21 protein-coding genes are annotated in these 23,201 nt (G+C 61.1%); 8 read left to right on the top strand and 13 right to left on the bottom strand.

Annotated features, from left to right (window positions below):
* Positions 1-10 precede the first annotated feature (10 nt).
* Positions 11-1,876, top strand: a complete 1,866-nt coding sequence (locus ACR0EZ_RS01805) for a glycosyltransferase (RefSeq protein ID WP_480610157.1) — start codon at positions 11-13, stop codon at positions 1,874-1,876.
* A gap of 3 nt (positions 1,877-1,879) precedes the next feature.
* On the opposite strand, the gene ACR0EZ_RS01800 is transcribed toward ACR0EZ_RS01805, so the two are convergent.
* Positions 1,880-2,527, bottom strand: coding sequence for a GntR family transcriptional regulator (locus ACR0EZ_RS01800; protein ID WP_480610156.1), 648 nt, complete (start codon positions 2,525-2,527; stop codon positions 1,880-1,882).
* 100 nt (positions 2,528-2,627) lie between these two features.
* Between ACR0EZ_RS01800 and ACR0EZ_RS01795 the strand changes: the two genes are divergently transcribed.
* The 3 genes from ACR0EZ_RS01795 (at position 2,628) to ACR0EZ_RS01785 (ending at position 4,878) form a co-directional block, all read left to right on the top strand.
* Positions 2,628-3,272, top strand: a complete 645-nt coding sequence (locus ACR0EZ_RS01795) for a pyrimidine 5'-nucleotidase (RefSeq protein ID WP_480610154.1) — start codon at positions 2,628-2,630, stop codon at positions 3,270-3,272.
* Positions 3,273-3,358: 86 nt separating this feature from the next.
* The gene (locus ACR0EZ_RS01790) at positions 3,359-3,607 is read left to right on the top strand and encodes a hypothetical protein (protein ID WP_480610153.1); all 249 of its coding nucleotides are present in this window, start codon (positions 3,359-3,361) and stop codon (positions 3,605-3,607) included.
* Between the two features lie 74 nt (positions 3,608-3,681).
* Positions 3,682-4,878 (top strand): UbiH/UbiF family hydroxylase, encoded by a 1,197-nt coding sequence (locus ACR0EZ_RS01785; protein WP_480610152.1) that lies wholly within the window; start codon positions 3,682-3,684, stop codon positions 4,876-4,878.
* 14 nt (positions 4,879-4,892) lie between these two features.
* On the opposite strand, the gene ACR0EZ_RS01780 is transcribed toward ACR0EZ_RS01785, so the two are convergent.
* Positions 4,893-6,020 (bottom strand): aminotransferase class V-fold PLP-dependent enzyme, encoded by a 1,128-nt coding sequence (locus tag ACR0EZ_RS01780; RefSeq protein WP_480610151.1) that lies wholly within the window; start codon positions 6,018-6,020, stop codon positions 4,893-4,895.
* Positions 6,021-6,251: 231 nt separating this feature from the next.
* On the opposite strand from ACR0EZ_RS01780, the gene ACR0EZ_RS01775 reads away from it, so the two are divergent.
* Positions 6,252-6,953 carry a GntR family transcriptional regulator gene (locus tag ACR0EZ_RS01775; RefSeq protein WP_480610149.1) on the top strand — a complete coding sequence of 234 codons (702 nt, stop codon included), beginning with the start codon at positions 6,252-6,254 and terminating at the stop codon, positions 6,951-6,953.
* Positions 6,954-6,959: 6 nt separating this feature from the next.
* Here the strand turns inward: ACR0EZ_RS01775 and ACR0EZ_RS01770 are convergent, their stop codons facing one another.
* Together ACR0EZ_RS01770 and ACR0EZ_RS01765 are read right to left on the bottom strand one after the other, a co-directional pair.
* Positions 6,960-7,418 (bottom strand): Lrp/AsnC family transcriptional regulator, encoded by a 459-nt coding sequence (locus ACR0EZ_RS01770; RefSeq protein WP_480610147.1) that lies wholly within the window; start codon positions 7,416-7,418, stop codon positions 6,960-6,962.
* Positions 7,415-7,870: an Lrp/AsnC family transcriptional regulator gene (locus ACR0EZ_RS01765; protein WP_480610146.1), complete on the bottom strand. Its 456-nt coding sequence runs from the start codon at positions 7,868-7,870 to the stop codon at positions 7,415-7,417. The genes ACR0EZ_RS01770 and ACR0EZ_RS01765 overlap by 4 nt, the downstream gene beginning before the upstream one ends.
* 131 nt (positions 7,871-8,001) lie before the next feature.
* Here ACR0EZ_RS01765 and ilvC point away from each other — a divergent pair, with 131 nt between their 5' ends.
* Both ilvC and ACR0EZ_RS01755 read left to right on the top strand, forming a co-directional pair.
* Entirely contained in the window at positions 8,002-9,024 is a 1,023-nt protein-coding gene (gene ilvC / locus ACR0EZ_RS01760) for a ketol-acid reductoisomerase (RefSeq protein WP_480610144.1), read from the top strand.
* Between the two features lie 123 nt (positions 9,025-9,147).
* On the top strand, positions 9,148-10,050 hold the full coding sequence (locus ACR0EZ_RS01755) for a DMT family transporter (protein ID WP_480610142.1): 903 nt from the start codon (positions 9,148-9,150) through the stop codon (positions 10,048-10,050).
* Here ACR0EZ_RS01755 and glmM read toward each other — a convergent pair.
* The 9 genes from glmM to ACR0EZ_RS01710 all read right to left on the bottom strand — a co-directional run bounded on the left by glmM (position 10,047) and on the right by ACR0EZ_RS01710 (position 22,471).
* The gene (gene glmM, locus ACR0EZ_RS01750; protein WP_480610140.1) at positions 10,047-11,390 is read right to left on the bottom strand and encodes a phosphoglucosamine mutase; all 1,344 of its coding nucleotides are present in this window, start codon (positions 11,388-11,390) and stop codon (positions 10,047-10,049) included. The two genes, ACR0EZ_RS01755 and glmM, sit on opposite strands and share 4 nt — an antisense overlap.
* Positions 11,391-11,424: 34 nt before the next feature.
* Positions 11,425-12,423 (bottom strand): dihydropteroate synthase, encoded by a 999-nt coding sequence (folP, locus tag ACR0EZ_RS01745; RefSeq protein WP_480610138.1) that lies wholly within the window; start codon positions 12,421-12,423, stop codon positions 11,425-11,427.
* Positions 12,420-13,340 carry a dihydroneopterin aldolase gene (locus ACR0EZ_RS01740; RefSeq protein ID WP_480610136.1) on the bottom strand — a complete coding sequence of 307 codons (921 nt, stop codon included), beginning with the start codon at positions 13,338-13,340 and terminating at the stop codon, positions 12,420-12,422. Before ACR0EZ_RS01740 ends, folP begins: the two co-directional genes overlap by 4 nt.
* Before the next feature lie 101 nt (positions 13,341-13,441).
* On the bottom strand, positions 13,442-14,818 hold the full coding sequence (locus ACR0EZ_RS01735) for a multicopper oxidase family protein (protein WP_480610134.1): 1,377 nt from the start codon (positions 14,816-14,818) through the stop codon (positions 13,442-13,444).
* 73 nt (positions 14,819-14,891) lie between these two features.
* A complete protein-coding gene (locus tag ACR0EZ_RS01730; protein WP_480610132.1) occupies positions 14,892-15,533 on the bottom strand; it encodes a cell wall hydrolase in 642 nt (213 codons plus the stop codon).
* Positions 15,534-15,719: 186 nt separating this feature from the next.
* A complete protein-coding gene (locus tag ACR0EZ_RS01725) occupies positions 15,720-18,281 on the bottom strand; it encodes a putative PEP-binding protein (protein WP_480611133.1) in 2,562 nt (853 codons plus the stop codon).
* 68 nt (positions 18,282-18,349) lie between these two features.
* Complete coding sequence (gene glyS, locus ACR0EZ_RS01720; RefSeq protein ID WP_480610131.1) at positions 18,350-20,716, bottom strand: glycine--tRNA ligase subunit beta; 2,367 nt, start codon at positions 20,714-20,716, stop codon at positions 18,350-18,352.
* Between the two features lie 9 nt (positions 20,717-20,725).
* Positions 20,726-21,937: a sodium/glutamate symporter gene (gltS, locus tag ACR0EZ_RS01715; protein WP_480610129.1), complete on the bottom strand. Its 1,212-nt coding sequence runs from the start codon at positions 21,935-21,937 to the stop codon at positions 20,726-20,728.
* A gap of 9 nt (positions 21,938-21,946) precedes the next feature.
* Positions 21,947-22,471, bottom strand: a complete 525-nt coding sequence (locus tag ACR0EZ_RS01710) for a DUF6446 family protein (protein WP_480610127.1) — start codon at positions 22,469-22,471, stop codon at positions 21,947-21,949.
* Between the two features lie 91 nt (positions 22,472-22,562).
* Between ACR0EZ_RS01710 and ACR0EZ_RS01705 the strand changes: the two genes are divergently transcribed.
* Positions 22,563-23,195, top strand: coding sequence for a MarC family protein (locus ACR0EZ_RS01705; protein WP_480610126.1), 633 nt, complete (start codon positions 22,563-22,565; stop codon positions 23,193-23,195).
* The last annotated feature ends 6 nt before the right edge of the window (positions 23,196-23,201 follow it).

Here is a 23,201-nt window from a genome sequence, read left to right as displayed (position 1 = left end):
GGTTTTCTTTATGGTGGAACTGAATTTACAGAATTTTACGTCCGCCGCGCCGGTGCAGCCGCCGGGACACCGGAAACCCCTTGGAACCTGCCTGCTCGAGTCAGGGCTGGTTTCGCCGGATCAACTGGATCACGCGCTAAAACTGCAGTCGCGGCAAAAAGCACCGCTGGGGGAAATCCTTGTTGGCGAAGGTCGGGTCAGCCGACAGGACGTTCTGAACGCGCTTTCCGAACAGACCGGCTGGCAGGTCGCGGATCTGGAGCAGGTCCCACCATCGCCCGAACTGTGCGATCTGAGGCCGGTCGGGTTCTGGCTGCAGCATAATGTCATTCCATGGATGCGCGTCGGACCTCTGGTTCTGATCGCAACCGCCCGGCCCGACAGCTTTTCGACTGTTAAGGCCGAGATGCAGGACTGCGGCTATGTCGTTATTCCGGTTCTGGCCGCGCCGGACCAGATCGATCGGGCGATTGCGCATCTCTTTTCCCAACCGCTGGCGCAGGCGGCTGAAACACGCGTGGACGAGGCGCAAAGCTGCCGCACATGGTCTGCGCGATCACGCGTCGGGCCTGTGTTAGGCTTGATCGGGCTGTTGGCACTTCTTTCAGCGGCGCCAAAGATCGGCCTGGCCTTACTGGTCTTTGTGGCCGTCACCACGCTGATCCTCTTTGTTTTTTTGCGCATCTCGGGCGCTTTTGCTTTTCTGTTTTTCAAAAGGCCGGAAAACACCACCCCCCTCCCACTGCAGCAGCCCCGCGTCTCGATCATGGTGCCGCTTTACAAGGAACGAGAGATCGCAGGCGCCCTGATCCGACGGCTTCAGCGACTCACATATCCCAAAGCCCTGCTCGACGTCATCCTTGTGCTCGAGCAGGAAGACCAGGTCACCCGAACCGCGCTGGCCAATGTCGACCTGCCCAACTGGATTCGCACGGTCGAGGTGCCGGAACTGAACGGGCTAACCACCAAGCTCCGCGCGATGAACTATGCGCTGGATTTCTGCCGAGGGGATATTCTGGGCGTCTGGGATGCCGAAGATGCCCCGCAACCGGATCAGATCGAACGCGTTGTGCAACATTTCATGCAGGCCCCGCCTGAGGTCGTCTGCCTGCAAGGCGTACTGGATTACTACAACCCCCGCACCAACTGGCGGTCCCGCTGCTTCACCATCGAATACAACAGCTGGTTCCGTATCATCCTTCCGGGCATCGCCCGTCTGGGTCTGGTCGTTCCCCTTGGCGGGACGACGTTTTTCTTCCGCCGCGACAAGCTGCTGGAGCTTGGCGGCTGGGACGCACATAACGTCACCGAGGACGCGGATCTGGGCGTGCGCCTCAGCCGCGTGGGATACCGGACCGAGATGGTCGGGACCGCAACCTATGAAGAGGCCAATTTCCGCGCCTGGCCCTGGGTCAAGCAACGCTCGCGCTGGCTCAAGGGGTTCATGGTCACCTATCTAGTTCACATGCGCGATCCTGCGCGGCTGTGCAGGGACCTTGGCTGGTGGAAATTCTGCGGGGTGCAGGCGTTTTTTCTGGGCACAATTGGCCAGTTTCTGCTGGCCCCGGTGCTTTGGATGTTCTGGCTGACCGCGCTGGGGCTGCACAACCCTTTGCTGCAGGTCATCTCGCCCCAGATGCAAACCAGCCTCATCTGGCTTTTTCTGGGGGCTGAGGGGCTGAACGCCGCAATCGGCGTTTTGGCCGTATCCGCGCGCGAGCGGCGCTTTCTGCTGCCATGGGTCCCGACGATGGACCTGTATTACCCGCTTGGCGTGGTCGCGGCCTACAAGGCGCTGTGGGAACTGGCCGTCAAACCGTTCTTCTGGGACAAGACCCAACACGGGCAGGCTGGCGAGGACCAGCCAACCCATTGACCCCTAGCCTTCGCGGCGGACAGCATCCTGTTTCAGACGGGTCATGAACGCGATCGAGATATGGTCTTTCAACGCGCGCGCCGCCCCTTCTTCGTCGCGGGCGGCGATGGCTTCGACAATGCCCTTATGCTCGCTTTGCGCAATCTCTCCGCGCCCCTGTACGGCCAGCGAGGTCGTCGCCATCAGCGCCATCGTGCGGTGCACAAGGTCAAGCTGCTGCACCAGATAACGGTTGTGCGAGGCCAGATGGATCTGTTCGTGAAACCGCCGGTTGGCCCGCGACAACGCCGTTGGATCGTCGACCAGCGCGTCATCGGCGGCCACCATGTCCTGCAGCACTTTGATTTCTTCCTCGGTGGCGTGTTTTGCGGCCAGACTTGCGGCCAGCCCCTCAAGCTCGCGCCGCACGACATAAAGTTCAGCCATCTGATTGTGGTCCAGGGACGCCACGATCAGCGACCTTCCGTCCCGCTCCAGCAAGGACTGCGTTTCCAGCCGCTGCAGCGCTTCGCGGATCGGAGTCCGGGATACGCCAAACCGCTCGGCCAGCTCGCTTTCGACCAGACGATCGCCGGGTTTGTAGACGCCCACATCGATGGCTTCGAGTATCAGGCTATAGGCGTCCTTGTTGGACTGTCGGGATTGGGGCATGGGGTAATATGTCTCCTCGTCCGGACATGTCTATCCGTCACGAGGGGCTGCAATCAAGTGGGCCATTGAAAACCGGTCCGCCGCGTCCTAAACCCGGATCATGGTCAAACCCGCCTTCAGCCACGTCACCCAATGGGTGTTCGATCTGGACAACACGCTCTACCCGCCCCACATGCGCCTGTTCGATCAGATCGAGGTGCTGATGACGGATTACGTGGTTCAGGCCATCGGCGTCGACCGGGCCGAGGCGGATCGGCTGCGTTCCCACTATTGGCGCGAATATGGCACCACGCTGGCCGGCCTGATGGCCGAGCATGATCTGGACCCCGACCCTTATCTGCACGCCGTGCATCAGGTGGACATGAGCCACATGGACCCCGACGCCGAACTGGCCGATCACATCCGGTCCCTGCCCGGCCGCCGGATCGTCTATACCAACGGCAGCGCGCCCTACGCGGAACGAGTGCTGGAGGCGCGCGGACTGTCGGGCCTGTTCGACGCGATCTACGGCATCGAGCACGCCGGATACCGCCCCAAACCAACCAAAGCCGCGTTCGAGGCGATCTTTGCGAAAGACGGCATCCAGGCAAAAACCGCCGCCATGTTCGAGGATGACCCCCGCAATCTGGCCGCCCCGCACGAAATGGGCATGCGCACGGTGCATGTCGCGCCCGAGCCGCATCAGGCCGATCATATCCACCACCACACCGACGATCTGACCGCTTTTCTGTCCCGCCTGCGATAGGCTGTCACACTGCGACGTTCTGAACATTTTGCGCGTGCAGCATGCGCCCTATATCGCCTGTTGCGACGAACAGAACGGAGACCCCCATGACCGCGATCGAAAGCCTTCGGCACCCGCCGATTTGGCAACGCCTGCTATTTGCAATCCCCCTGTTTGGCTGGATGGCCCGCGATGTGGCCGATGGCGAGCCCGAGGATCTGGGATATACCGCCCTTGCGATTTTCAGCATGTGGGGCTGTTCCGCCCTGTTGTTCGGCCTGCCGGGTCTTTACATCCCCGCCCTGATGATGGTGCCGGTGATGTTCCTGATCCTCATCCTGATCTCGCGCGGCTGAGACACGGGACAGGATGTCACTTGGCACGTCGGACGGAACCGCATTAGGGTCCGCCCAAAACGATGGGAAACGCCATGACTGACAGCTGCGACATCCTGATTTCCGGCGGCGGAATCGCCGGCCTGACCGCTGCGGCGGTGTTCGGAGCAGCCGGGTTCGACGTTGTGTGCGTCGACCCGACCCCGCCGATCACCGAACGTGACGTCGATGGGTCCGACCTGCGGACCACGGCGTTTCTGCAGCCTGCGCACGGGTTGTTGGAACAATGCGGGCTGTGGGACCGGCTGGACGCCCACGCAGCCCCGCTGCAAATCATGCGCATCGTGGATGCCGGTGGCGACGTGCCCGAACCGCGCGTGGTGCGCGATTTCAACGCATCGGACATCTCGGACCAGCCCTTTGGCTGGAACCTGCCCAACTGGCTGCTGCGGCGCGAGATGGTGGCGCGGCTGGCCGAACTGCCCAATGTCGATTTCCGCCCCGGTACCGGCACGATCAACCTGTTCACCCGCACCAATGAGGCGCGCGTGGGCCTGAGCGATGGCAGCCGCTTACGCTGCAAGCTGGTGGTGGCCGCCGATGGGCGCAACTCCCCAATGCGCGAGGCTGCCGGGATCAACGTGCACACGACGCGCTATGGGCAAAAGGCGCTGGCCTTTGCGGTCACGCATCCTATCGCGCATGAAAACGTCTCGACCGAGATTCACCGGTCAGGCGGCCCCTTCACGCTGGTCCCTCTGCCCGACTGGCAGGGCCAACCATCTTCGGCCATCGTCTGGATGGAACGCGGCCCCCGCGCGGTTGAGCTGCTGAATTTGGAACCCGAGGCTTTCGAGGCCGCGATGACCGAACGGTCCTGCGCCTTGTTCGGGCCGCTGAAACTGGCCTCGCGCCGCACGATCTGGCCGATCATCAGCCAGTCGGCAGAACGCTTGTCCGGCGAGCGTATTGCCCTGATGGCCGAGGCCGCGCATGTGGTGCCGCCCATCGGTGCGCAGGGGCTGAACATGTCCCTGGGTGATCTGCGCTGCCTGCTGGATTTGGCACAGGCCCGGCCCGAGGGGTTGGGCGATGCGCAAATGCTGGATGCCTATCACAAGGCCCGCCATACCGAGATCGAGTTGCGAGTCAAAGGGATCGACTTGCTGAACCGCGCCTCGATGATCGAAGCGCGCCCGTTGCGCGATGCGCGAGCGATGGGGCTGAGTGCGCTCTATTCCCTGCCGCCCGTGCGCAAGACGCTGATGCAGATGGGCCTCGGCGTGCGCTGAGTGATGCCCGTTGGTCACAGCACCTGATCCAGCACCCGCCTGAGCCGCCCAATCGTGCCGTCCACGTCATACAGCTTGTCCAACCCGAACAGGCCCAGACGGAATGTGCTGAACCCGTCGGGCTCGTCACATTGCAGGGGCACCCCGGCGGCGATCTGCATGCCCAGGGCGGCGAATTTCTTGCCGTTCTGCACTTCGGGGTCCGAGGTATAGCTGACCACCACCCCCGGCGCGCCAAACCCGTCTGCCGCGACCGAGACGACGCCCTTGTCCTTCAACATTGCGCGAACACCGTTGCCGAGCGCCCATTGCGCCTCGCGCAGCTTCTCGAACCCGTATTCCTGCGTTTCAGCCATCGTATCGCGGAATGCCCGCAACGCGTCCGTCGGCATCGTCGCGTGATAGGCATGGCCGCCGTTCTCATAGGCTTGCATGATCTGCCGCCATTTCTTCAGGTCGATGGCGAAGCTGTCGGATGTTGTCTGCTGCAACCGCGCCTCGGCGTTTTCGGACAGCATGACAAGACCGGCACAGGGCGAAGCGCTCCAGCCTTTCTGCGGGGCCGAAATCAACACGTCGACACCGATTGCCTTCATGTCGATCCAGACGCAGCCCGAGGCGATGCAGTCCAACACCATCAGCGCTCCGACCTCATGCGCAGCCGCGGCCATGGCTTTGATGTAGTCATCCGGCAGGATGACACCCGCCGAAGTTTCCACATGCGGCGCAAAGACCACATCCGGGCGTTGGTCGCGAATGGTTGCAACAACCTCTTCAATCGGCGCAGGGGCAAAAGGCGACGGGCTGGAATTGCCGGTTTCGCGGGCTTTCAGAACGGTGGCCGATGCGGTCAGCGCGCCGTTTTCGATGATCTGGCTCCAGCGATAGGAAAACCATCCGTTGCGCACGACCAGAACATTGGCGTCGCGCGCAAACTGCCGGGCGACAGCCTCCATCCCATAGGTGCCGCCGCCGGGAATGATGGCAACCCCATCGGCATTATAGACCTGCCGCAACATGCCCGAGATGTCGCGCATCACCTGCTGAAAGCTGGCGGACATATGGTTAAGCGAGCGATCCGTGAACACGACCGAGAATTCTTCAAGGCCGTTTGGGTCGATGGAATCCAGCAATGCGGGCATGGTCTGTCCTTTCGATCTGTTTCCCGGAGTCTTGGCCTCTTCGCGCGGATTGGTAAAGTATGAAATTTCAGGTTGAGTTGACCTCGCGGCAACTCACGTATTTGACATAATTTCGCCCCACATACCGCTGAAAACACAAGATATGACGCCATATAGTGTCATACCTCTTTACACTTTGACGTGCTTCTGCACAGATAAGCACACTTTTTACATGAAAGGGCTTTTGTACCCGTGACTGCGCAAAAGCGGATCAGTTTCCAGTATGTTCGTGACGAAGTTAAACGAAGAATTGAAAGCCGGGTTTGGCCACAAGGCTCGTTATTACCCACCGAGACACAGCTAGCCGAAGAATTCAATTGCGCACGCGCAACGGTGAACCGCGCCCTGCGGGAATTGGCCGAACAAGGCTTTGTCGAGCGTAAACGTAAAAGCGGCACGCGGGTCAAGAAAGAGCCCAGCAAACACGCGAAGCTGGAATTCTCGCTGACCCGCCAGATGGTCGAGAGCCAAAATGCTACCTATCGCTATGCGCTGGTGGAACGTCAGGTGGTCACAAGCCCCGGCTGGCTGGCCTCGCAACTTGGCGTGTCGCCCGATGCGAGGGTGCTGCATGTGGTCTGCATGCATTACGCCGATAACCGCCCCTTTCTGCTCGAGGAACGTTGGATCAACATCCAGGCTGTCCCCGATGTGGAACAGGCCGATCTCAGCGAAAGCGGGCCGCATGAATGGCTGTTGAATGCCGCCCCCTTTTCGGATGCCGAGATCGCGTTCTGCGCCATTTCCGCCGATGGCCGCATTGCCGAGTTCATGGGAACCACGACCGGAGCGTCCATGATTCAGCTGGAACGGACCACTTGGAAAGAAAGCGTGCCGATCACCTTCGCCCGCATGACCCATCATCCGGGCTATTGCATCCGGACCAGATACTGAGGTCAATCAGCCGATTGGCCCCGGCAGGCGCTCTTCGCTCAGCAAAACGTTTGCCTCTACGTCGCCGGCCCCCGGCAGCGTCATGATCCTTCGCCTCAGCACGCGTTCGAAATCCGACAGATCCCGCGCAACGACCCGCAGGCGGTAGTCGTAAAGCCCCAGCACATGCTCAACCGTCTGAACCTCGGGGATGGCGCTGACGGCGCGTTCGAAATCTTCCAGGCTGACTTGCCCCTTGCGCGCCAGTTTTACGCCCAGAAACACGGTCACGCCGAACCCCAGCGCCTCGGCATTCAGCCGCAGACGCCGCCCCTTGATCACGCCCGTCTCCTCCAGCCTGCGAATCCGCCGCCATGTCGCAGGTTGCGACAAGCCCAGTTTGCGTCCCAGCGCACCCGCGCTTTGCGTGGCATCCTGCACGAGCGACCGCAGAATCTGGCGATCCGTTTCATCCAGTTCGATCATATCGGCAGCGCCTCATCCTGTTTGACATGCGCGATATGCATCAGCGCCTCGATGTCCGCGATATGAGGCAGGGTCAGAATCCTGTCGCGGTAGACCTGCTGGTAATGGCTCATACCCTTTGCCAGGACAGACAGGCGCACGTCCACACGGCCCAGAAAAGTCTGAATCTCGATCACTTCGGGCACCTCTCGCGCGGCGGCCGTGAAATCGTCGAAGGCGCGCGCATAGGTCTTGTCCAACGTCACCCGCAGCGAAACCTCGACGGCATAGCCCATCGCGGCCCAGTCGATGACGATCTCTTGGCCCGCAATGACACCAGCGGCCTGCATCTTTTCGACGCGGCGCCAGTAGACCCCCTGGCTGACCCGGCAGCGCTCGGCCAGTTCTGCGATTGTCAGGCTGGGTTCGGCCTGGAATTGGCGCAGAATGCGCCGGTCCGTATCGTCAAGCATGATTTTTTCGTTTTCTCGTTATTCGAAGAATTATTCTTCATCTTTTTTCCAAATACTCAATCCCAACCCTATCGCCAATACCCAAACCTCGGGATAGAACCGCTGCAATCAAAACCGAAAGGACCGACAACATGCGCGTCTATTACGATCGCGATTGCGACATCAACCTGATCAAAGACAAAAAAGTGGCCATCCTGGGCTACGGCAGCCAGGGCCACGCCCATGCGCTGAACCTGCGCGACTCGGGTGCGAAGAACCTTGTCGTCGCGCTGCGCGAAGGCTCGGCTTCTGCCAAGAAAGCCGAAGCCGAAGGTCTGCAGGTCATGGGCATCGCCGAGGCCGCCGCATGGTGCGACCTGATCATGTTCACCATGCCCGATGAACTGCAGGCCGAAACCTATAAGAAATACGTCCACGACAACATCAAGCCGGGCGCAGCCATCGCGTTTGCCCACGGCCTGAACGTGCATTTCGGCCTGATCGAGCCGAAAGAAGGCGTCGATGTCATCATGATGGCCCCCAAAGGCCCCGGCCACACCGTTCGCGGCGAATACACCAAAGGCGGCGGCGTGCCCTGCCTTGTGGCCGTCGACAAGGATGAAACCGGCAAGGCGCTGGAAATCGGCCTGTCCTACTGCTCGGCCATCGGTGGCGGCCGTTCGGGCATCATCGAAACCAACTTCCGCGAGGAATGCGAAACCGACCTGTTCGGCGAGCAGGCCGTTCTGTGCGGCGGTCTGGTCGAACTGATCCGCTGCGGTTTCGAAACTCTGGTCGAAGCCGGTTACGCACCCGAGATGGCCTATTTCGAGTGTCTGCACGAGGTGAAACTGATCGTCGACCTGATCTATGAAGGCGGCATTGCCAACATGGATTACTCGATCTCGAACACGGCTGAGTACGGCCAGTACGTCACCGGCCCGCGCATCCTGAAGTATGACGAGACCAAAGCGCGTATGAAAGAGGTTCTGAACGACATCCAGCAGGGTAAATTCGTTCGTGACTTCATGCTGGAAAACGCCGTGGGCCAGCCGACCATCAAAGCGTCGCGCCGCGCCAATGACGAGCACATGATCGAGGAAACAGGTGCCAAGTTGCGCGCCATGATGCCCTGGATCTCGGCCGGCAAGATGGTCGACAAAGAAAAGAACTAAGTTCGGCGAATGCCAAGGTAAGGGCGGCCGATGCGGTCGCCCTTTTTCATTTGCACCCGGCTTGCTACCGGCTCATAACCCGCTGGCGGGATTGACCATTCCCACCAACCCACAGGACGCACAATGGTTCAGCAACCGACAAAACAGGATTGGAGCGGTGTTTTTACGCTGGGCCTGATTTGGGGCGCCACGTTCATGGTCGTCGCAATGGCACTGGAAGGTTACGGCCCGATAACCGTGGCAACCTCGCGGACAACGCTGGGGGCCGTGACCCTGTTGGCGCTGATGTGGGCGACGGGTCGCAAAATGCCGGTTCTGACGCCCGCCTTGGGCACATCGGTTGTCCTGATCGGCGTTCTGTCCACCGCCGTACCCTTCATGCTGCTCAGTTGGGGCCAGCAATTCGTACCTTCCGCCTTTGCCGGATTGTCCATGGCGGCAATTCCTCTGATGGTGCTGCCGCTGGCGCATTTCTTCTCGGACGAGCCACTGAACCTGCGCCGTCTTCTTGGTGTATGCCTTGGGTTTTCAGGAGCGCTGGTTTTGATCGGACCCGGCCTTGCGCAACTGGGACAGGGGGCCGAGCCGCTGGCGCAACTGGCCTGCATCACGGCGGCGTTGTGCTACGCCAGCTCTTCGGTCATGACCCGGCGCTGCCCGCCGGTGGACCCTTTGGTGCTGGCGGCTTTGACGCTTGTGGTCGGTGCGGTGATCCTGCTTCCGATCATGCTGATGACCGAGGGCCTGCCAACGTGGCAGGGCCCCCGCCCCACGATTGCATTGATTGTTCTGGGATTGGTACCAACCGCCTTTGCCACCTTGTTGCGCGTGTCTGTCACCCGCAGCGCCGGATCGGTATTCCTGACGCTGGTGAACTATCAGGTTCCGATCTGGTCGATGATCTTCGGCGCATGGATCCTGTCCGAGGCCCTGCCCCTGCGCTTTTACATCGCCCTTGCCCTGATCCTGACCGGCATGGCCATCAGCCAGTGGTTCAGCTTGCGCAAGGCCCTGTTCGGCAGTTAACCTGCGGCGGCTTCGACCTCGGCCACGATGCTGTCGACGACCTGCGCCAGCAACCCGTCATCTTCGCATTCCGCCATCACGCGGATCAGCGGCTCAGTCCCCGATTTACGGATCAGCAACCGGCCCTGCCCATTCAGGCGCGCTTCGGCCTCGGCAATGGCGGCCTGCACGCTTTTGCTTTCCAGCGGAAGCCGCCCGGCGCTGAAGCGCACGTTCTTCAGCAGCTGCGGCACGGTTTCGAATTGCATGGACAGTTCTGACGCCTTGCGTTCGGACAGGACCATCTCGGCCAGGAAATGCAGCCCGGCCATAAGCCCGTCCCCGGTTGTCGCATAGTCGCTCATCACGATGTGACCGGATTGTTCGCCGCCAAGGTTGAACCCGCCTTCGCGCATCCGCTCGACGACATAGCGGTCTCCGACGGCGGTGCGTTCCAACTGCAACCCGCGCGCACCAAGATGCCGTTCCAGCCCGAGATTGGACATGACCGTTGCAACAAGTGCCCCGCCCTTAAGCTGGCCCGATCTTGCCCAGGCGGTCGCCAGCAAGGCCATCAACTGATCGCCGTCAGCCACCTGCCCGGTTTCATCAATCACGACCACCCGGTCTGCATCACCGTCAAGGCAGATGCCAACATCCGCACCATGCGCAACCACGGTTTCGGCAGCCATCCGGGGTTTGGTCGAGCCGCAATTCTGGTTGATATTCTTACCGTTAGGCGCAACGCCAACGGGAATGACCTCGGCGCCCAATTCCCACAGAACCTCGGGCGCGGTGCGGTGCGCCGCGCCGTTGGCGCAATCGATCACCACCTTGAGACCGTCCAGCCGCAACTCGCGCGGCAGCGAGGATTTGACCCGCTCGCCATACCGGAACCGCGCATCGTCGACACGGCGCGCGCGTCCTATGTTTTGCGCCTGAGCGGGCTTGACCCCCTCTTCGATCAGCTTCTCGATCTCAGCCTCGGCCTGATCCGACAGTTTGAACCCATCGGGTCCAAAGAACTTGATCCCGTTATCTTCGGCCGGATTGTGACTGGCCGAGATCATCACGCCAAGGTCCGCCCGCATCGACCGAGTCATAAGCCCAACCGCCGGGGTCGGCACCGGCCCCAGCAACAGCACATTCATCCCGGTCGAGGTCAGCCCCGCCGTCAGAGCGTTCTCCAGCATATACCCGGACAGGCGCGTGTCCTTGCCGATCACCACACGGTGCACGCCGGTCGCGTCGCGGCGGAAATACCGCCCCACGGCAGCGCCGATGCGCAGGGCCATCTCGGCGGTCATCGGATGCGTGTTGGCCGTGCCCCGCACCCCGTCGGTTCCGAACAGCTTGCGCATATCTGTCACTCCGTGAAAATTTCTTGCGACCGGATTACCGGACAGCGGCCCACAGACGCAAGGCCTGAGCGGTTTCGGCAACGTCATGGACCCGGATGATCTGTACGCCCTGGGACAATCCGGCCAGCGCAACTGCGATTGATCCCGGCGCGCGGGCCGTTTTGCGCGGCTCCTGCCCGATCTGGCCGATGAACCCCTTGCGCGACACGCCCAGCAGGATCGGGCAGCCGAGGCCGTGAAACAGGCTGAGGTTACGCAGCAGGGTCAGGTTATGCGCCTCGGTCTTGCCAAAGCCGATGCCCGGATCAACCACGATCTGGTCTCGCTTCAGGCCCAGAGCTTCAAGGTGGGCAATTTGCGCTTCCAGAAAGTCGTATACATCCAGCAGAACGTCATCGTATTGCGGGTTGTCCTGCATCGTGGCCGGATCGCCCTGCATATGCATTACACAGACCGGCACGCCTTTCTGCGCGCAGTACGGGGCAAGGTCCGGATCGAAGGTGAAGCCCGAAACGTCGTTCACCAGACCGGCCCCTGCCTCGACCGCCGCTTGGGCAACGCTGGCCTTGCGCGTGTCGATTGAGATCAGCGCGTCCGTTCCCGCACGGATCGCTTTAATCAGCGGCTGAGTGCGGGCAATTTCTTCCGTATCGGGCACAAAATCAGCTCCGGGCCGGGTGGATTCCCCGCCGATATCCAGAATGCTGGCCCCATGCGCGACCATGTCCGACGCCGCAGCACAGGCGTTTTCGACCGAGTTATGCAGGCCGCCATCCGAAAAACTGTCAGGCGTCGCGTTGAGTATCCCCATGATCTGAGGCCGCGCCATGTCCGGCCCCGCGATGGGACTGCGCGGTCGGGTCAGACGGTCCAGGCTGGCCGCAGGAATGTCGGCAACCGCCACTATTTCGGGACCATCGCTTCGCGTCAGGGCCTCGGCATGCGTAAACCACAGGTCTTGCCCGGCCAGCGAGACGGCCCCCGCAGGGCGGGTCGGTCCGTGTTGAGCCAAAGGTCGATAATAAACGCTCACAATTGCGCCTGATCGACTGAAACCGCGCGCAGTGGTGTCTTGGGCGCCTGCGGCAACTCTCCGCCGATGACCAGCATCTCGCTGGCTTCAAAGGTCGCCGCGAACCACGCCGCAAGCGCCACCGCATCCGATGGCGCGGCCGAGGGGCCGTCCACCGCGTCCAGAACGATCTTGGACGGGGCCCAGACGCAGATCTGGCCGTTCTTCATCGCCCAGTCCAGCTCGGTCCGGGTCGAGACCACGACGCAGCGATGATCCCGCGCGGCCAGAACCCAGGCATTTTGTTCGATGGCCAGCAGATCGATCCGGCGCTGGGTCATGGCGTGGCCGGTCTGGGACACAGACAGATCAGACGCGCCGACACACAGAATCAAAGGGCGCTGCCGGTTTTCCAGCTGATCAATCCAGCCGGTCAGATTGTCCGAGTCTATCGCTTCGTTCGACAGGTAGACCAGCCGGGGATGCGGGCGTTCCTCTTCTACAATGCCATGGTTATGCGTATCGCGCCCACGGACGATTTCAACACCCAGCGCGCCCGGACCCCGATCCAGTTTTTCAATTCGAACAAAGGCCCTTACGGCCTGTGGCTCAAGCAAAATCCGCTCAGCTACACGTTCTGCCAACGTCTCGAGCAGGTTCAGGCGCTCGGCGGCAAGCTCATATGCAATCGCCTCGGTGACGCGGTCATAGGACAGGATGCGATCCACATCGTCCTCGATCCGGTCGGTCAGCGGACGCACTTCGACCACGATGTTAAAGCAGACCCGCTGCGTCGTTCCCCGTTCGGCCTGAAACGCGCCGATTTCAACTTCGACAATGTGATCGCGTAGCGAAATACGATCCAATGGACCTTGCGGCGATGTCGCCTCGGACCGTTCGGACGGGTGCGCAAAGGCAAGGCGGATTTCAGAACTCATGGGTCAGGCCTTTTCGGGCTTGTTGAAAAGTGCGCCTACTTTAGGCGTGTCGAGCGCCTATAGCATTCTAACATGCGCCATTCCAACCGCCGAATGCGGCGTCAGATTACGCGAAACCAACTCATCATGCCCGATGCGGCATGCCCCAGCATATGGCAATGCAACAGCCAGTTGCCCGGGTTGTCGGCCACCAGCGCGATTTGCCGTGTCTGGCCGCGCTCGACAAGAACTGTATCGCGCCACGGCCCCAAAGAGCCATCTTCAAGGATCAGCCGGAAGTGGTGACCATGCAGGTGCATCGCATGCGGGAACGCGGTTTCGTTGACGAACGCGATCCGGTGCTGACTGCCCTGCGCGGTATCCAGAAACGGGTCTTGCGGACGTTCGGCGTATCCGTTCAAGGCCCAGAAACGGCCCAGCTGCGCAAGTTCTCGCCCGGACAGTTCAGTGTCACCAAGCCGAGCGCTTTCCAGCCAGCGCATCGCGCCGCCCTGCAGATCCATCCGGTGCAGGGGTGTGGACTGGATATCCTTGATGTCCGGCAATGGATTGGGCGGCAAAGCCGATATACCTGCGCGGCGCGCCCGCGACGCTTCGCCGGTTACGTCAAATCTCGCCAGACCAAAGGCGCCATCCCGTTCCGCGCTCAACAGACTGGCGGTATCGCCGAAAAAACCGGTCACATCGACAATCAGGTCCGCGCGTTGTGCCGGTGCCAGGGGAAAGGTTTCCGGGATCGCCAGAGGCGTTTCCAAGGACATGCCATCCAGCGCGACGATCCACCCCTCCAACCCGCCCAAACCCAGATCGTAAATCCGGGCATTGGACGCGTTGATCAGGCGCAGTCTGAGACGCTCGTTGCCTTTCACGGCAAACACGGGATCAAACGTGCCGTTGACCGTCACGATATTGCCAAGGCGTCCGGCGTGGCTGAGATCGTGCCCGTTGTCAAAATCTTCGGTGATCTGCGCGGTTTCGGGGTCCAGCCGCCAGTCGTCCAGCATCAGCACCAGATCCTGATCGATGTCGGGCTGGGTCGCCTCTTCCACGATCAGCGGCCCGTAAAGCCCGCGCGCCACCTGCTCGACCGACTGGTTATGCGCGTGATACCAGTAGGTTCCGGCATCGGGGGCGACAAAGTCATAGTCAAAGCTTTCCCCCGGCAGCACGGCGTCCTGCGTCAGCCCCGGAACCCCGTCCATCGCATTGTCGATGCGAATGCCGTGCCAGTGAACGGAAGTGGCCTGCGGCAGATTGTTAACCAACCGCCGTACAAGACGGTCGCCTTGCCTGACTCGCAGCGGCACGCCCGGAACCGAACCGCCATAACTCCAAAGTTTCGTTTCGGGATAACCCTCGGGCGCAAGGCGCTGCGCCGCCTCTTGGGCCTTAAGGGCCGGGTAATCCGCTTTGGACACGCGTGGCAAAAGCGCCAGGGCGGCTGCGGATTGAAGCATTTGTCGGCGGTTGAAATACATTGGGGGCCTCCTGGCCCCCAATATAGCCTGCATGAAACCCCGCGCCATCAGCCTTCCAGCGCGGGTGCGTCAATCAGTTGCTCGCCGTCCGATAGTTGTGACGGTAGAAAATATGCACGCCGATCTTCGCGGTCTGCTTGTAAACGCGCGCCCAGGACGGACGAACCGCCGTGGTGTGATAGTGGGTCGCCCCTTCGGTCAGTTTGTTGGCGGTGCCGTCTATTGCGGCACGCGCCACTTTCGAAACCCGCTCGTAGGCTTTCTTTTCGTGGATCACTTCCTTGCGGCCATCGCATGTATACGTGAACTGGCACTGGTATTTCTTACCGGTTCCCTGACGGATCACGCCGCACAGCGAATTCGGAAAGCGACCGCTTTCGACCCGGTTCAAGATAACTTCGGCCACCGCAAACTGACCGCGGACGCTTTCGCCCCGCGCTTCAAAGTACAGGGCCTCGGCCAGACATTTCCAGTTTTCGTCGCCCGACGGCGCTGGCTGCTGGTCAAGCCAGTCCTTGGAATAGGACACTTCGACCGGCTCTGCCGCGCGACGCGGCTGGAACAGTTTCAGATAGTCCCGAAAGCTTTGCCCCGGCAATTCGTTGCGGGCCACAAGCTCTTGCTTGGATTTGGTGGTGGCTTCCTTCTCGGCGAAGGACGCACTCGGCAGCACGGTTGCTGCCAGCACGGCAACAGCCATTATATAACGTAGCATCAGATAACCTCGCACAGGCACTTCACGCGCCATACCCTCCCCCGGCGGGCGCGACGAGGCATTTAACCCAGACAGATGCAAACGTCCAGAACTACGCAAAAAGCAAGTGGAAAATCGCCCGTGGGAAGATTTAGTTTCACCACAAGGTTGCCTGAAACCCACTAATCCTTGGGGAAATACCGGGTGTCAACCCCCAAGTCTGGACGAAATCGCCAGTTGAGCGGAAGCCAGCCGAGCAACAGGTACCCGGAAGGGTGAGCATGACACATAGTCAAAGCCCAGATCGCGGCAAATGGCGATTGATTCGGGGTTTCCGCCATGTTCGCCGCAGACCGAAAGGGTCACGTCGGCCTTCGCGGCGCGCCCGCGTTCGGCGCCAAGTTTCAGCAACTCCCCCACTCCGTCGGGGTCCAGAACGTGAAACGGGTCCTCGGTAAAGACCCCCTGACGGACGTACGCGGACATGAACCGCCCCGCATCGTCGCGCGACAGGCCATAGGTCATCTGGGTCAAGTCGTTGGTCCCAAAGCTGAGAAACGAGGTGTTGGGCGCGATCTCTTCCGCACGCAGGCAGGCGCGCGGCGTTTCGACCATCACGCCCAGCCGGTATTCGAACTCCTGCCCCTGTTCGGCCGCAACTGCTGCAGCAACCGAGTCGATGCGGGATTTGACCAGTTCCACCTCGCGTTTGGCCGAGACCAGAGGGATCATGACTTCGGGCACAACCGGCGCGCCGTTCTTGCTGGCCTCAAGCGTGGCCTCGAAGATCGCGCGCGCTTGCATGTCATAGATCTCGGGCACCGTGACCCCCAACCGAACGCCGCGCAGGCCCAGCATCGGGTTGTATTCGGTCATCGCAGCGACTCGGCGCTCCACATCCGACACCGGCAGGTCCAGCGCCTCGGCCAGTTCGCGCTGACCGCTTCGGGTGGTCGGCAGGAACTCGTGCAGCGGCGGGTCAAACAGGCGGATACAGACCGGCTGCCCTTCCATGATCCGGAACAATTGCACGAAATCCTCGCGCTGCATGGGCAGCAAACGTTCCAGCACCGCCGCGCGGCCTGATGGGGTTTGGGCGAAAATCATCTCGCGCATGACGATCAGCCGACCGGGATCAAAGAACATATGCTCCGTCCGGCACAGGCCGATGCCTTGCGCCTCGAAGTTTCGGGCGGTCTGCGCATCGGCGGGCGTATCGGCATTGGCGCGGATTTCGATGTCGCGCTCGGCATCGGCCCAGGCCATCAGCGTCTGAAAGCAATCGTCCAGCGCCGCTTCCAGCATCGCCGGCTGCCCTGCCAGCACCTGACCGGAACTGCCATCGATCGTCAGCACGTCCCCGGTCTTGAACACCCGCCCATCCGGCGCGGTCAGCAGCTTTTTCTTGGTCTGAAACCGCATCTCGGACGCGCCGACAATGCATGGCAGGCCAAGCCCCCGGCCAATCACCGCGGCATGGCTTGTCATCCCGCCCTTTTCGGTCAGAACGGCGACGGCGGCATGCATCCCGCGCACATCTTCCGGTGCCGTCTCGCGCCGGACCAGTACGCAGGCTTCGCCCCGCGCCGCGCTGGCCTGAGCCTCGGCAGCGGTGAACACGATCTTGCCGGTCGAGGCCCCCGGGCTTGCGCCAATACCGGTGGTCAGCACATCACGTTCAGCTTCGGGGTGAACCTGACGGTGCAACAGCTCGTTCAGAGCATGCGGGTCGACGCGCATCACCGCCTCTTGCGGCGGAATAATCCCGTCCTCGGCCAGCCGAACCGCTATTTTCATCGCCGCTCGTGCGCTGCGCTGGACCCGGACTCCGTCCAGAATATGCACCCGGCCGTTTTCGATGACGAATTCGACCTGCATTTCTTCCCGCAGCTTCCGCCGCATCAGCGCGGCATGCGCTTTGAGGTCGGCAAATGCGTCGGGCGCCACTTCTTCAAGCGAACATCCGCGGGGGTCTTTTTCCAGAAACATCGCAGCCGCACCCGCGCCAAGGGCATCGCGGCCCTGGCTTTGGCTCAGGTACCGGCCCGTGATCTGCGATTCACCAGTCGACGAATCCACCAGTTGCAGCACGCCCGATCCGCATTCGCCCTGCCCGACGCCGGGGATCATCTCTTGTATGACCAGCCCCAGCCCCGCGTCTGCAGGGGCTCCTTTAGCCTGACGCAACAACCGGGCCGAGGTGCCATCCCATGCCCGAGCCATCGACCGCAGAACTCCGGCAAGCTGTTCGCCCCGGTCCTGAGGGAACACCTCGTCAGCCTCATCCTCATAGGCCCGCAGGGATTGCCGCAACCCTTCCTGCCCATCGGCCTCGATATCGTCGAACACATCCGCGTCCAGCCGCGCCACGTGGATCGCGTAGCTCTGGACAAAGCGCAGATACAGCGCCGCTGCGGCCTCGGCCCCCATGGCATCGGACAGTTCCACATAGCGCGCATCGTTCATGCCGATGTTCAGAACCGCCCCCGGCCCGCCCCAGTCCGGGTCTTCGGAACTGGGCCGCACACATAGCAGGGCCGACGCGTCAAACTGTTCCAATATCGCCGCAAGATCAGGGATGTCCCCCTTGGCGATCTTCAGGACCGCATCGAAGGACAGCGCCACGGTGCGCGGCACGGGCATGTCCAGACGGACCAGCCGTTGCAGACATTTGGCCCGGCCACCATGGGTTTCGGTGGCAACGGGCGCTTTGGGCGTTATCAGCGTGGTATGAGGGTTATTCTGCACTGCGGCACCTTTTGGTTTCACCGCAGCATAGGCACCTGCGCCCTTCACGCAAGGGTGATCTGGGCGCGGTTCAGCCCGCGCCCGTGGCTTTAGCCTTCGATCCTGGTCAGATCGGCAACGCTGGAGCACACCTGACGGATCTGGCTCAGCAGGTTCAGACGGTTGCGGCGCAGGATGTCGTTGTCGGTATTGACCTGCACATCCTCAAAGAACGCATCCACCGGCCCGCGAAGCGCGGCCATTGCGGCCATGGCTGCCGGGAAATCCTCGACCTTTAGCGCCGGTGCGATCTTGTCCTGCGCCTGATCCAGCGCGTTGAACAGCGCCTTCTCACTATCCGTCTCGGCAAATTTCACATCCGCACCGTAGGAGTATTCCACCCCGTCCTTTTCCTCGGCCTGCGTCAGGATATTGTTGGCGCGTTTGAAACCCTGCACGAGGTTTTCCCCATCCTCGGTCGCAATCACCGCATTCAGCGCGCGGGCGCGTTTGACCAGCAGGATGAGGTCGTCATTCCCCTCCATCGCGATACAGGCGTCGATGACATCGTGGCGGATGCCCTCGTCACGGAGGAATACCTTGAGGCGGTCGTGGAAGAAGGAGAGGAGGTCAGTTTGCTTTTCCTCAAAACCATTCTCCGTCGTGGCAGACCAAGGCATGTAAGGCTTGTCAGCCCGAGCCCGCGCATCACTATTGAAAGAAGAGTACGGCCACCCGAATTCATCCTTGTAGATACCAACAACTTGATCCGCATCTGGCATTGCTTGCGTATTGACGGCTTCGTCTTGCGGTTGCCAGCTCAGGTTTTGGGGTTTCCAGCCATCAACGCGTGAAAACGCGAATTCGAATGCTGCAATCACATCCCGCTTGTCCGGATGCCCCTCGACATGTGCATGCATTTCTTGGATGTAAGCCAGTTCCGGTTCTTGTCCGATTTTGACAGCTTTGTTTATGGTTTCAGCAACCGAGAACTTCAGACCATTCTCCAAAACCAACCGAATAACCCCCAACGCCGCGCGTCGCAGCGCGAAGGGGTCTTTCGACCCGGTCGGCTTCTCATCAATCGCCCAGAACCCGGTCAGCGTATCCAGCTTATCGGCCAGCGCTACGGTCACCGAAAGCGGTGCGGTCGGCACGTCATCCGACGGCCCCAGAGGCGAGTAATGCTCTTGCGCCACGGCAGCCACGGCGGCGTCTTCACCTGCGGCTTCGATGTAATACCGCCCCATAAGCCCTTGAAGTTCAGGGAATTCATAGACCATATCGGAACTCAGATCGGCCTTGGCCAGACGCGCAGCTTTCTCGGCCTGATCGGCATCCGCGCCCGTCACCGGGGCCAGTTCGCGGGCCAGTGCGGCGATGCGGTCGATCCGCTCGGCCTGCGTGCCCAGCTTGTTGTGGAAGGTCACATTCGCCAACGCGCGGGTCCATTGGGCGATGTCCGATTTGGCGACGCGCAGGTCGTTCTCCCAGAAGAATTTTGCGTCGGCCAGACGCGCTGAAAGCACCTTCTGGTTCCCCGCCAGAATGGTCGCGCCGTTGTCGGCGGTTTCGCGGTTGGCGACGGTAATGAAGCGTTCGATCCGACCGGTCTTGGGGCTCTTCACGGAAAAGAACTTCTGATGCTCTTTCATCGAGGTCTGCAGAACCTCGGGCGGCAGTTCCAGAAACCCTTCGTCGAACTGTCCCATCAGGACCACGGGCCATTCGACCAGACCGGCGACCTCGGCCAGCAGGCCCTTGTCTTCGACCACTTCCAGACCGGCAGCAAAGGCGAGGTTCTGGGCGTCGTTCCAGATATGCTCGGCGCGTTCCTCGGGCGACAGAACGACAAAGGCGCGTTTCAGGTTCGCCGCGTAATCGTCGAAAGACGTTACAGAAAAGCGGTTCGGGGCCATGAAACGGTGGCCCTCGGTCGTGTCGCCGGATGTGATGCCTTCGACCTCAAGCGGTACGACCTGAGCGCCCGCCTCATCGCTGAGGATGCACAGGATCGAATGCAGAGGCCGCACCCAGCGCATCGAGCCGGCACCCCAACGCATCGATTTGGGCCATGGGAAGTTGCGGATCGTGGATTCCAGCACTTCGGCCACGATCTCGGCTGCCGGGCGGCCCGGTTTTTCGATGGTCGCAAAGTAGACCGCGCCTTTGGGGGTCTCGCGTTCCTCTAGCTGGTCACGGGTCAGGCCCGCGCCGCGCAGGAAGCCTTCGATGGCTTTGTCCGGCGCGCCGACCTTGGGGCCCTTGCGTTCTTCGCGGATCGTGGGGCTTTCCGCCAGCAGGCCCTCGACCGCCAATGTCAGGCGGCGCGGCGTGGTCAGGGCGGCGGCCCCGGCATATGTCAGACCGCCCTCGACCAGTCCATCGGTGATCCGCTTTTTCAGGTCTTCGCCGGCGCGGGTCTGCATGCGCGCGGGGATTTCCTCGGAAAACAGTTCGATCAGCAGGTCGGGCATTTTCGGTCCTTAGAAATTAACGATCGTCTGAATGACGATGGCATTGGCGATATCCACAAAGAATGCGGATACAAGGGGCAGCACGATAAAGGCAATAGGCGATGGGCCATATCGCTTGGTCACGGCGGTCATATTGGCAATCGCGGTGGGGGTTGCGCCCAAAGCGAAACCTCCGAACCCGGCGGCGAGAACGGCGGCGCGGTAATTGCTGCCCATGACCGGAAACAGAACCCAGATCACGAAAGCGACGGCAAACAGGGTCTGAGCGGACATGATGACGACAATCGCCAGACCCAGCTCGGCAATGGTCCAAAGCTGCAAACTCATCAGCGACATCGCCAGAAACGCACCCAGCGAGAATTCCGAGATCAGCGCCAGCGTCGGGGTCCGCGCCACAGGCCGTGCGCTTGGGGCCAGAACGTCGCGGAGGTTGGCAATCAAGATCCCCATGATCAGGCAAGGCACAAACAAAGGAAGTTTGAGACCCGCTTCGTCGATCACCTGCCACAGCATGTAACCCAACAGCATCGCGATGTTCAGATACAGCAGCACCCGCATGATTGTCAGGTGATCGATCCTGGTCGCGCTTTCATCACCCTGATCCGGCACCCCAACAGTGTGTTCTTCCTCGGGGCGTGCGGGTGACAATCCGCGCCCTTCGACCAGATACCGGGCCACCGGGCCACCGACCAGCGCGGCCAATACCAGCCCGAGCGTGGCAACCGCGACGCCCAATTCTGTCGCGCTTGCAAGGCCGGTCACCTCGGCCACTTCGGGTGCCCAGGCGATTGCCGTCCCGTGCCCGCCGATCAAAGCTGCCGAGCCAAACAGAACGCCCGACTGCGCAGGGTATCCGAATAGCGACGCCCCAAAGGCGCCGATTACGTTTTGGGCAACGATTGTGATCAAAGTCAAAATCAAAAGCAGGAACAACGGCTTGCCGCCGGAAATCAAATCTGAAAACCGCGCATTCAGACCGATGCCCGCGAAAAACACAACCAGCAGAAAGTCCCGCGCAGCCAAGCCGAAAGACAGCTCAAGATCGAACAACAGATACAGCAGCAGTACCACCAACGAGGCCAACAGGCCCCCGGTCACGGGTTCGGGGATGTTGAACTGCCGCAATGCGGGAACCCGAGCATTGATTTCGGCCCCCGCCAGATAGACGGCAAACCCAAGGGTCACGGTCAGAAAGTCATCAATCTGTATCGCATCAGCCATGGGTGATCCTCAGCTATCCGGGCGCGGCGGACATTCTTCGCCAACCACGGTGCCGTCATAGGCCTTTTCACCGCAATTGTTCAGCACATGCCAGATGAAGCCCTGACCATCCTGAGTCACGGCCACGATCCGGTCCACGCCGTAATGAACGTTTTTCACGCCGATAAACGCCTCGGCCTGCCCCGATTTCAAAGCGTCGGCCAGCGCTTCGGCGTCGTAACAGTCAAACCACCCCGGCGCGGTCAGGGGGGTTGCGTCCTCGGCCGGGCTATAGGTTGCCCGCAACTCCTCGGGCGTCAGGTCGGTTTCGAAACAGGCGCGATACCGGATCGGAGAGCTGTCGGCATCAATCGCCTGAAACGCGGTATAGCTGATGGGCTCCGAAGTCTCGGCCCCTTGGGCCAGCAAAACAACGTCCTGCCCGGGGCGCGGTTCGACCGTGTAGTAATAGCCGTAGACCTGCAGGTAGTACATGCCCGCGCCCGCCAGAACGGCGGACAGGATCAGGATGATCGCTAGAAACTTTCCGGTCATACTTTGGCTTATCCTTTTACGCGGGCTCTTTTAAGTTGCTCAAAAATAGGACAGGTTTTGCAACAGAACAGTGTGGATCAAGGAACACCGGATGGAATCGACCCTTGCTGTCGGGTTTTTCGGCGCACTTTTTGCGATCATGAACCCCGTGACCAACCTGCCGGTTTTCCTGAGCGTCACAGACGGCCTGCCAGCGACGGAACAGAAGAAAATTGCGGTGAAAACGGCGGTCTACTGTCTGATCCTTGGGGCGGCCTTTGCTGCGGTGGGCACTCAGACACTGGGGCTGTTCGGCATCACCGTGGATCACCTGCGCGTGGCGGGTGGTCTGGTTGTCATGATGATCGGGCTGAACATGCTGAACGGAAACGAAAGCACCTCGCACCACGGGACCGAAGGGGAAAAGCAGTCTTACCCTGAACCGGACACCGTGGCGTTCTACCCGCTGGCGTTTCCGATCCTTGTCGGCCCCGGCACAATTACAACGCTGATCCTGTATGCCCATCACATCACCAAACCCGTAGATGCCCTTGCTTTTTCGGGCGTCTTTCTTGGCGTGGTTGCCCTTTTGCTGATCACCTTCTGGAATGCCGCCTGGCTGGCCGAGCGTTTGTCGGGCACCGCTCGTGTCATCATGAGCCGCTTCATGGGCATGATCCTGTCGGCCATCGCCATAAGCATGATCGCCAGCGGCCTGAAAGCGTTGCTGCCGGGTTTGGCGTAACTGCCC

This window comes from Ruegeria sp. AK4, assembly GCF_056541025.1.
The sequence above is the reverse complement of the archived record's forward strand: the minus strand, read 5'-3'. Positions and strand labels throughout refer to the sequence as shown.

Coding starts and splice junctions, on each gene's coding strand:
- ACR0EZ_RS01805 (WP_480610157.1), top strand. CDS start 11: ATGGTGGAACTGAATTTACAGAATTTTACGTCCGCCGCGCCGGTGCAG.
- ACR0EZ_RS01800 (WP_480610156.1), bottom strand. CDS start 2,527: ATGCCCCAATCCCGACAGTCCAACAAGGACGCCTATAGCCTGATACTC.
- ACR0EZ_RS01795 (WP_480610154.1), top strand. CDS start 2,628: ATGGTCAAACCCGCCTTCAGCCACGTCACCCAATGGGTGTTCGATCTG.
- ACR0EZ_RS01790 (WP_480610153.1), top strand. CDS start 3,359: ATGACCGCGATCGAAAGCCTTCGGCACCCGCCGATTTGGCAACGCCTG.
- ACR0EZ_RS01785 (WP_480610152.1), top strand. CDS start 3,682: ATGACTGACAGCTGCGACATCCTGATTTCCGGCGGCGGAATCGCCGGC.
- ACR0EZ_RS01780 (WP_480610151.1), bottom strand. CDS start 6,020: ATGCCCGCATTGCTGGATTCCATCGACCCAAACGGCCTTGAAGAATTC.
- ACR0EZ_RS01770 (WP_480610147.1), bottom strand. CDS start 7,418: ATGATCGAACTGGATGAAACGGATCGCCAGATTCTGCGGTCGCTCGTG.
- ACR0EZ_RS01765 (WP_480610146.1), bottom strand. CDS start 7,870: ATGCTTGACGATACGGACCGGCGCATTCTGCGCCAATTCCAGGCCGAA.
- ilvC (WP_480610144.1), top strand. CDS start 8,002: ATGCGCGTCTATTACGATCGCGATTGCGACATCAACCTGATCAAAGAC.
- ACR0EZ_RS01755 (WP_480610142.1), top strand. CDS start 9,148: ATGGTTCAGCAACCGACAAAACAGGATTGGAGCGGTGTTTTTACGCTG.
- glmM (WP_480610140.1), bottom strand. CDS start 11,390: ATGCGCAAGCTGTTCGGAACCGACGGGGTGCGGGGCACGGCCAACACG.
- ACR0EZ_RS01740 (WP_480610136.1), bottom strand. CDS start 13,340: ATGAGTTCTGAAATCCGCCTTGCCTTTGCGCACCCGTCCGAACGGTCC.
- ACR0EZ_RS01735 (WP_480610134.1), bottom strand. CDS start 14,818: ATGTATTTCAACCGCCGACAAATGCTTCAATCCGCAGCCGCCCTGGCG.
- ACR0EZ_RS01730 (WP_480610132.1), bottom strand. CDS start 15,533: ATGCTACGTTATATAATGGCTGTTGCCGTGCTGGCAGCAACCGTGCTG.
- glyS (WP_480610131.1), bottom strand. CDS start 20,716: ATGCCCGACCTGCTGATCGAACTGTTTTCCGAGGAAATCCCCGCGCGC.
- gltS (WP_480610129.1), bottom strand. CDS start 21,937: ATGGCTGATGCGATACAGATTGATGACTTTCTGACCGTGACCCTTGGG.
- ACR0EZ_RS01710 (WP_480610127.1), bottom strand. CDS start 22,471: ATGACCGGAAAGTTTCTAGCGATCATCCTGATCCTGTCCGCCGTTCTG.
- ACR0EZ_RS01705 (WP_480610126.1), top strand. CDS start 22,563: ATGGAATCGACCCTTGCTGTCGGGTTTTTCGGCGCACTTTTTGCGATC.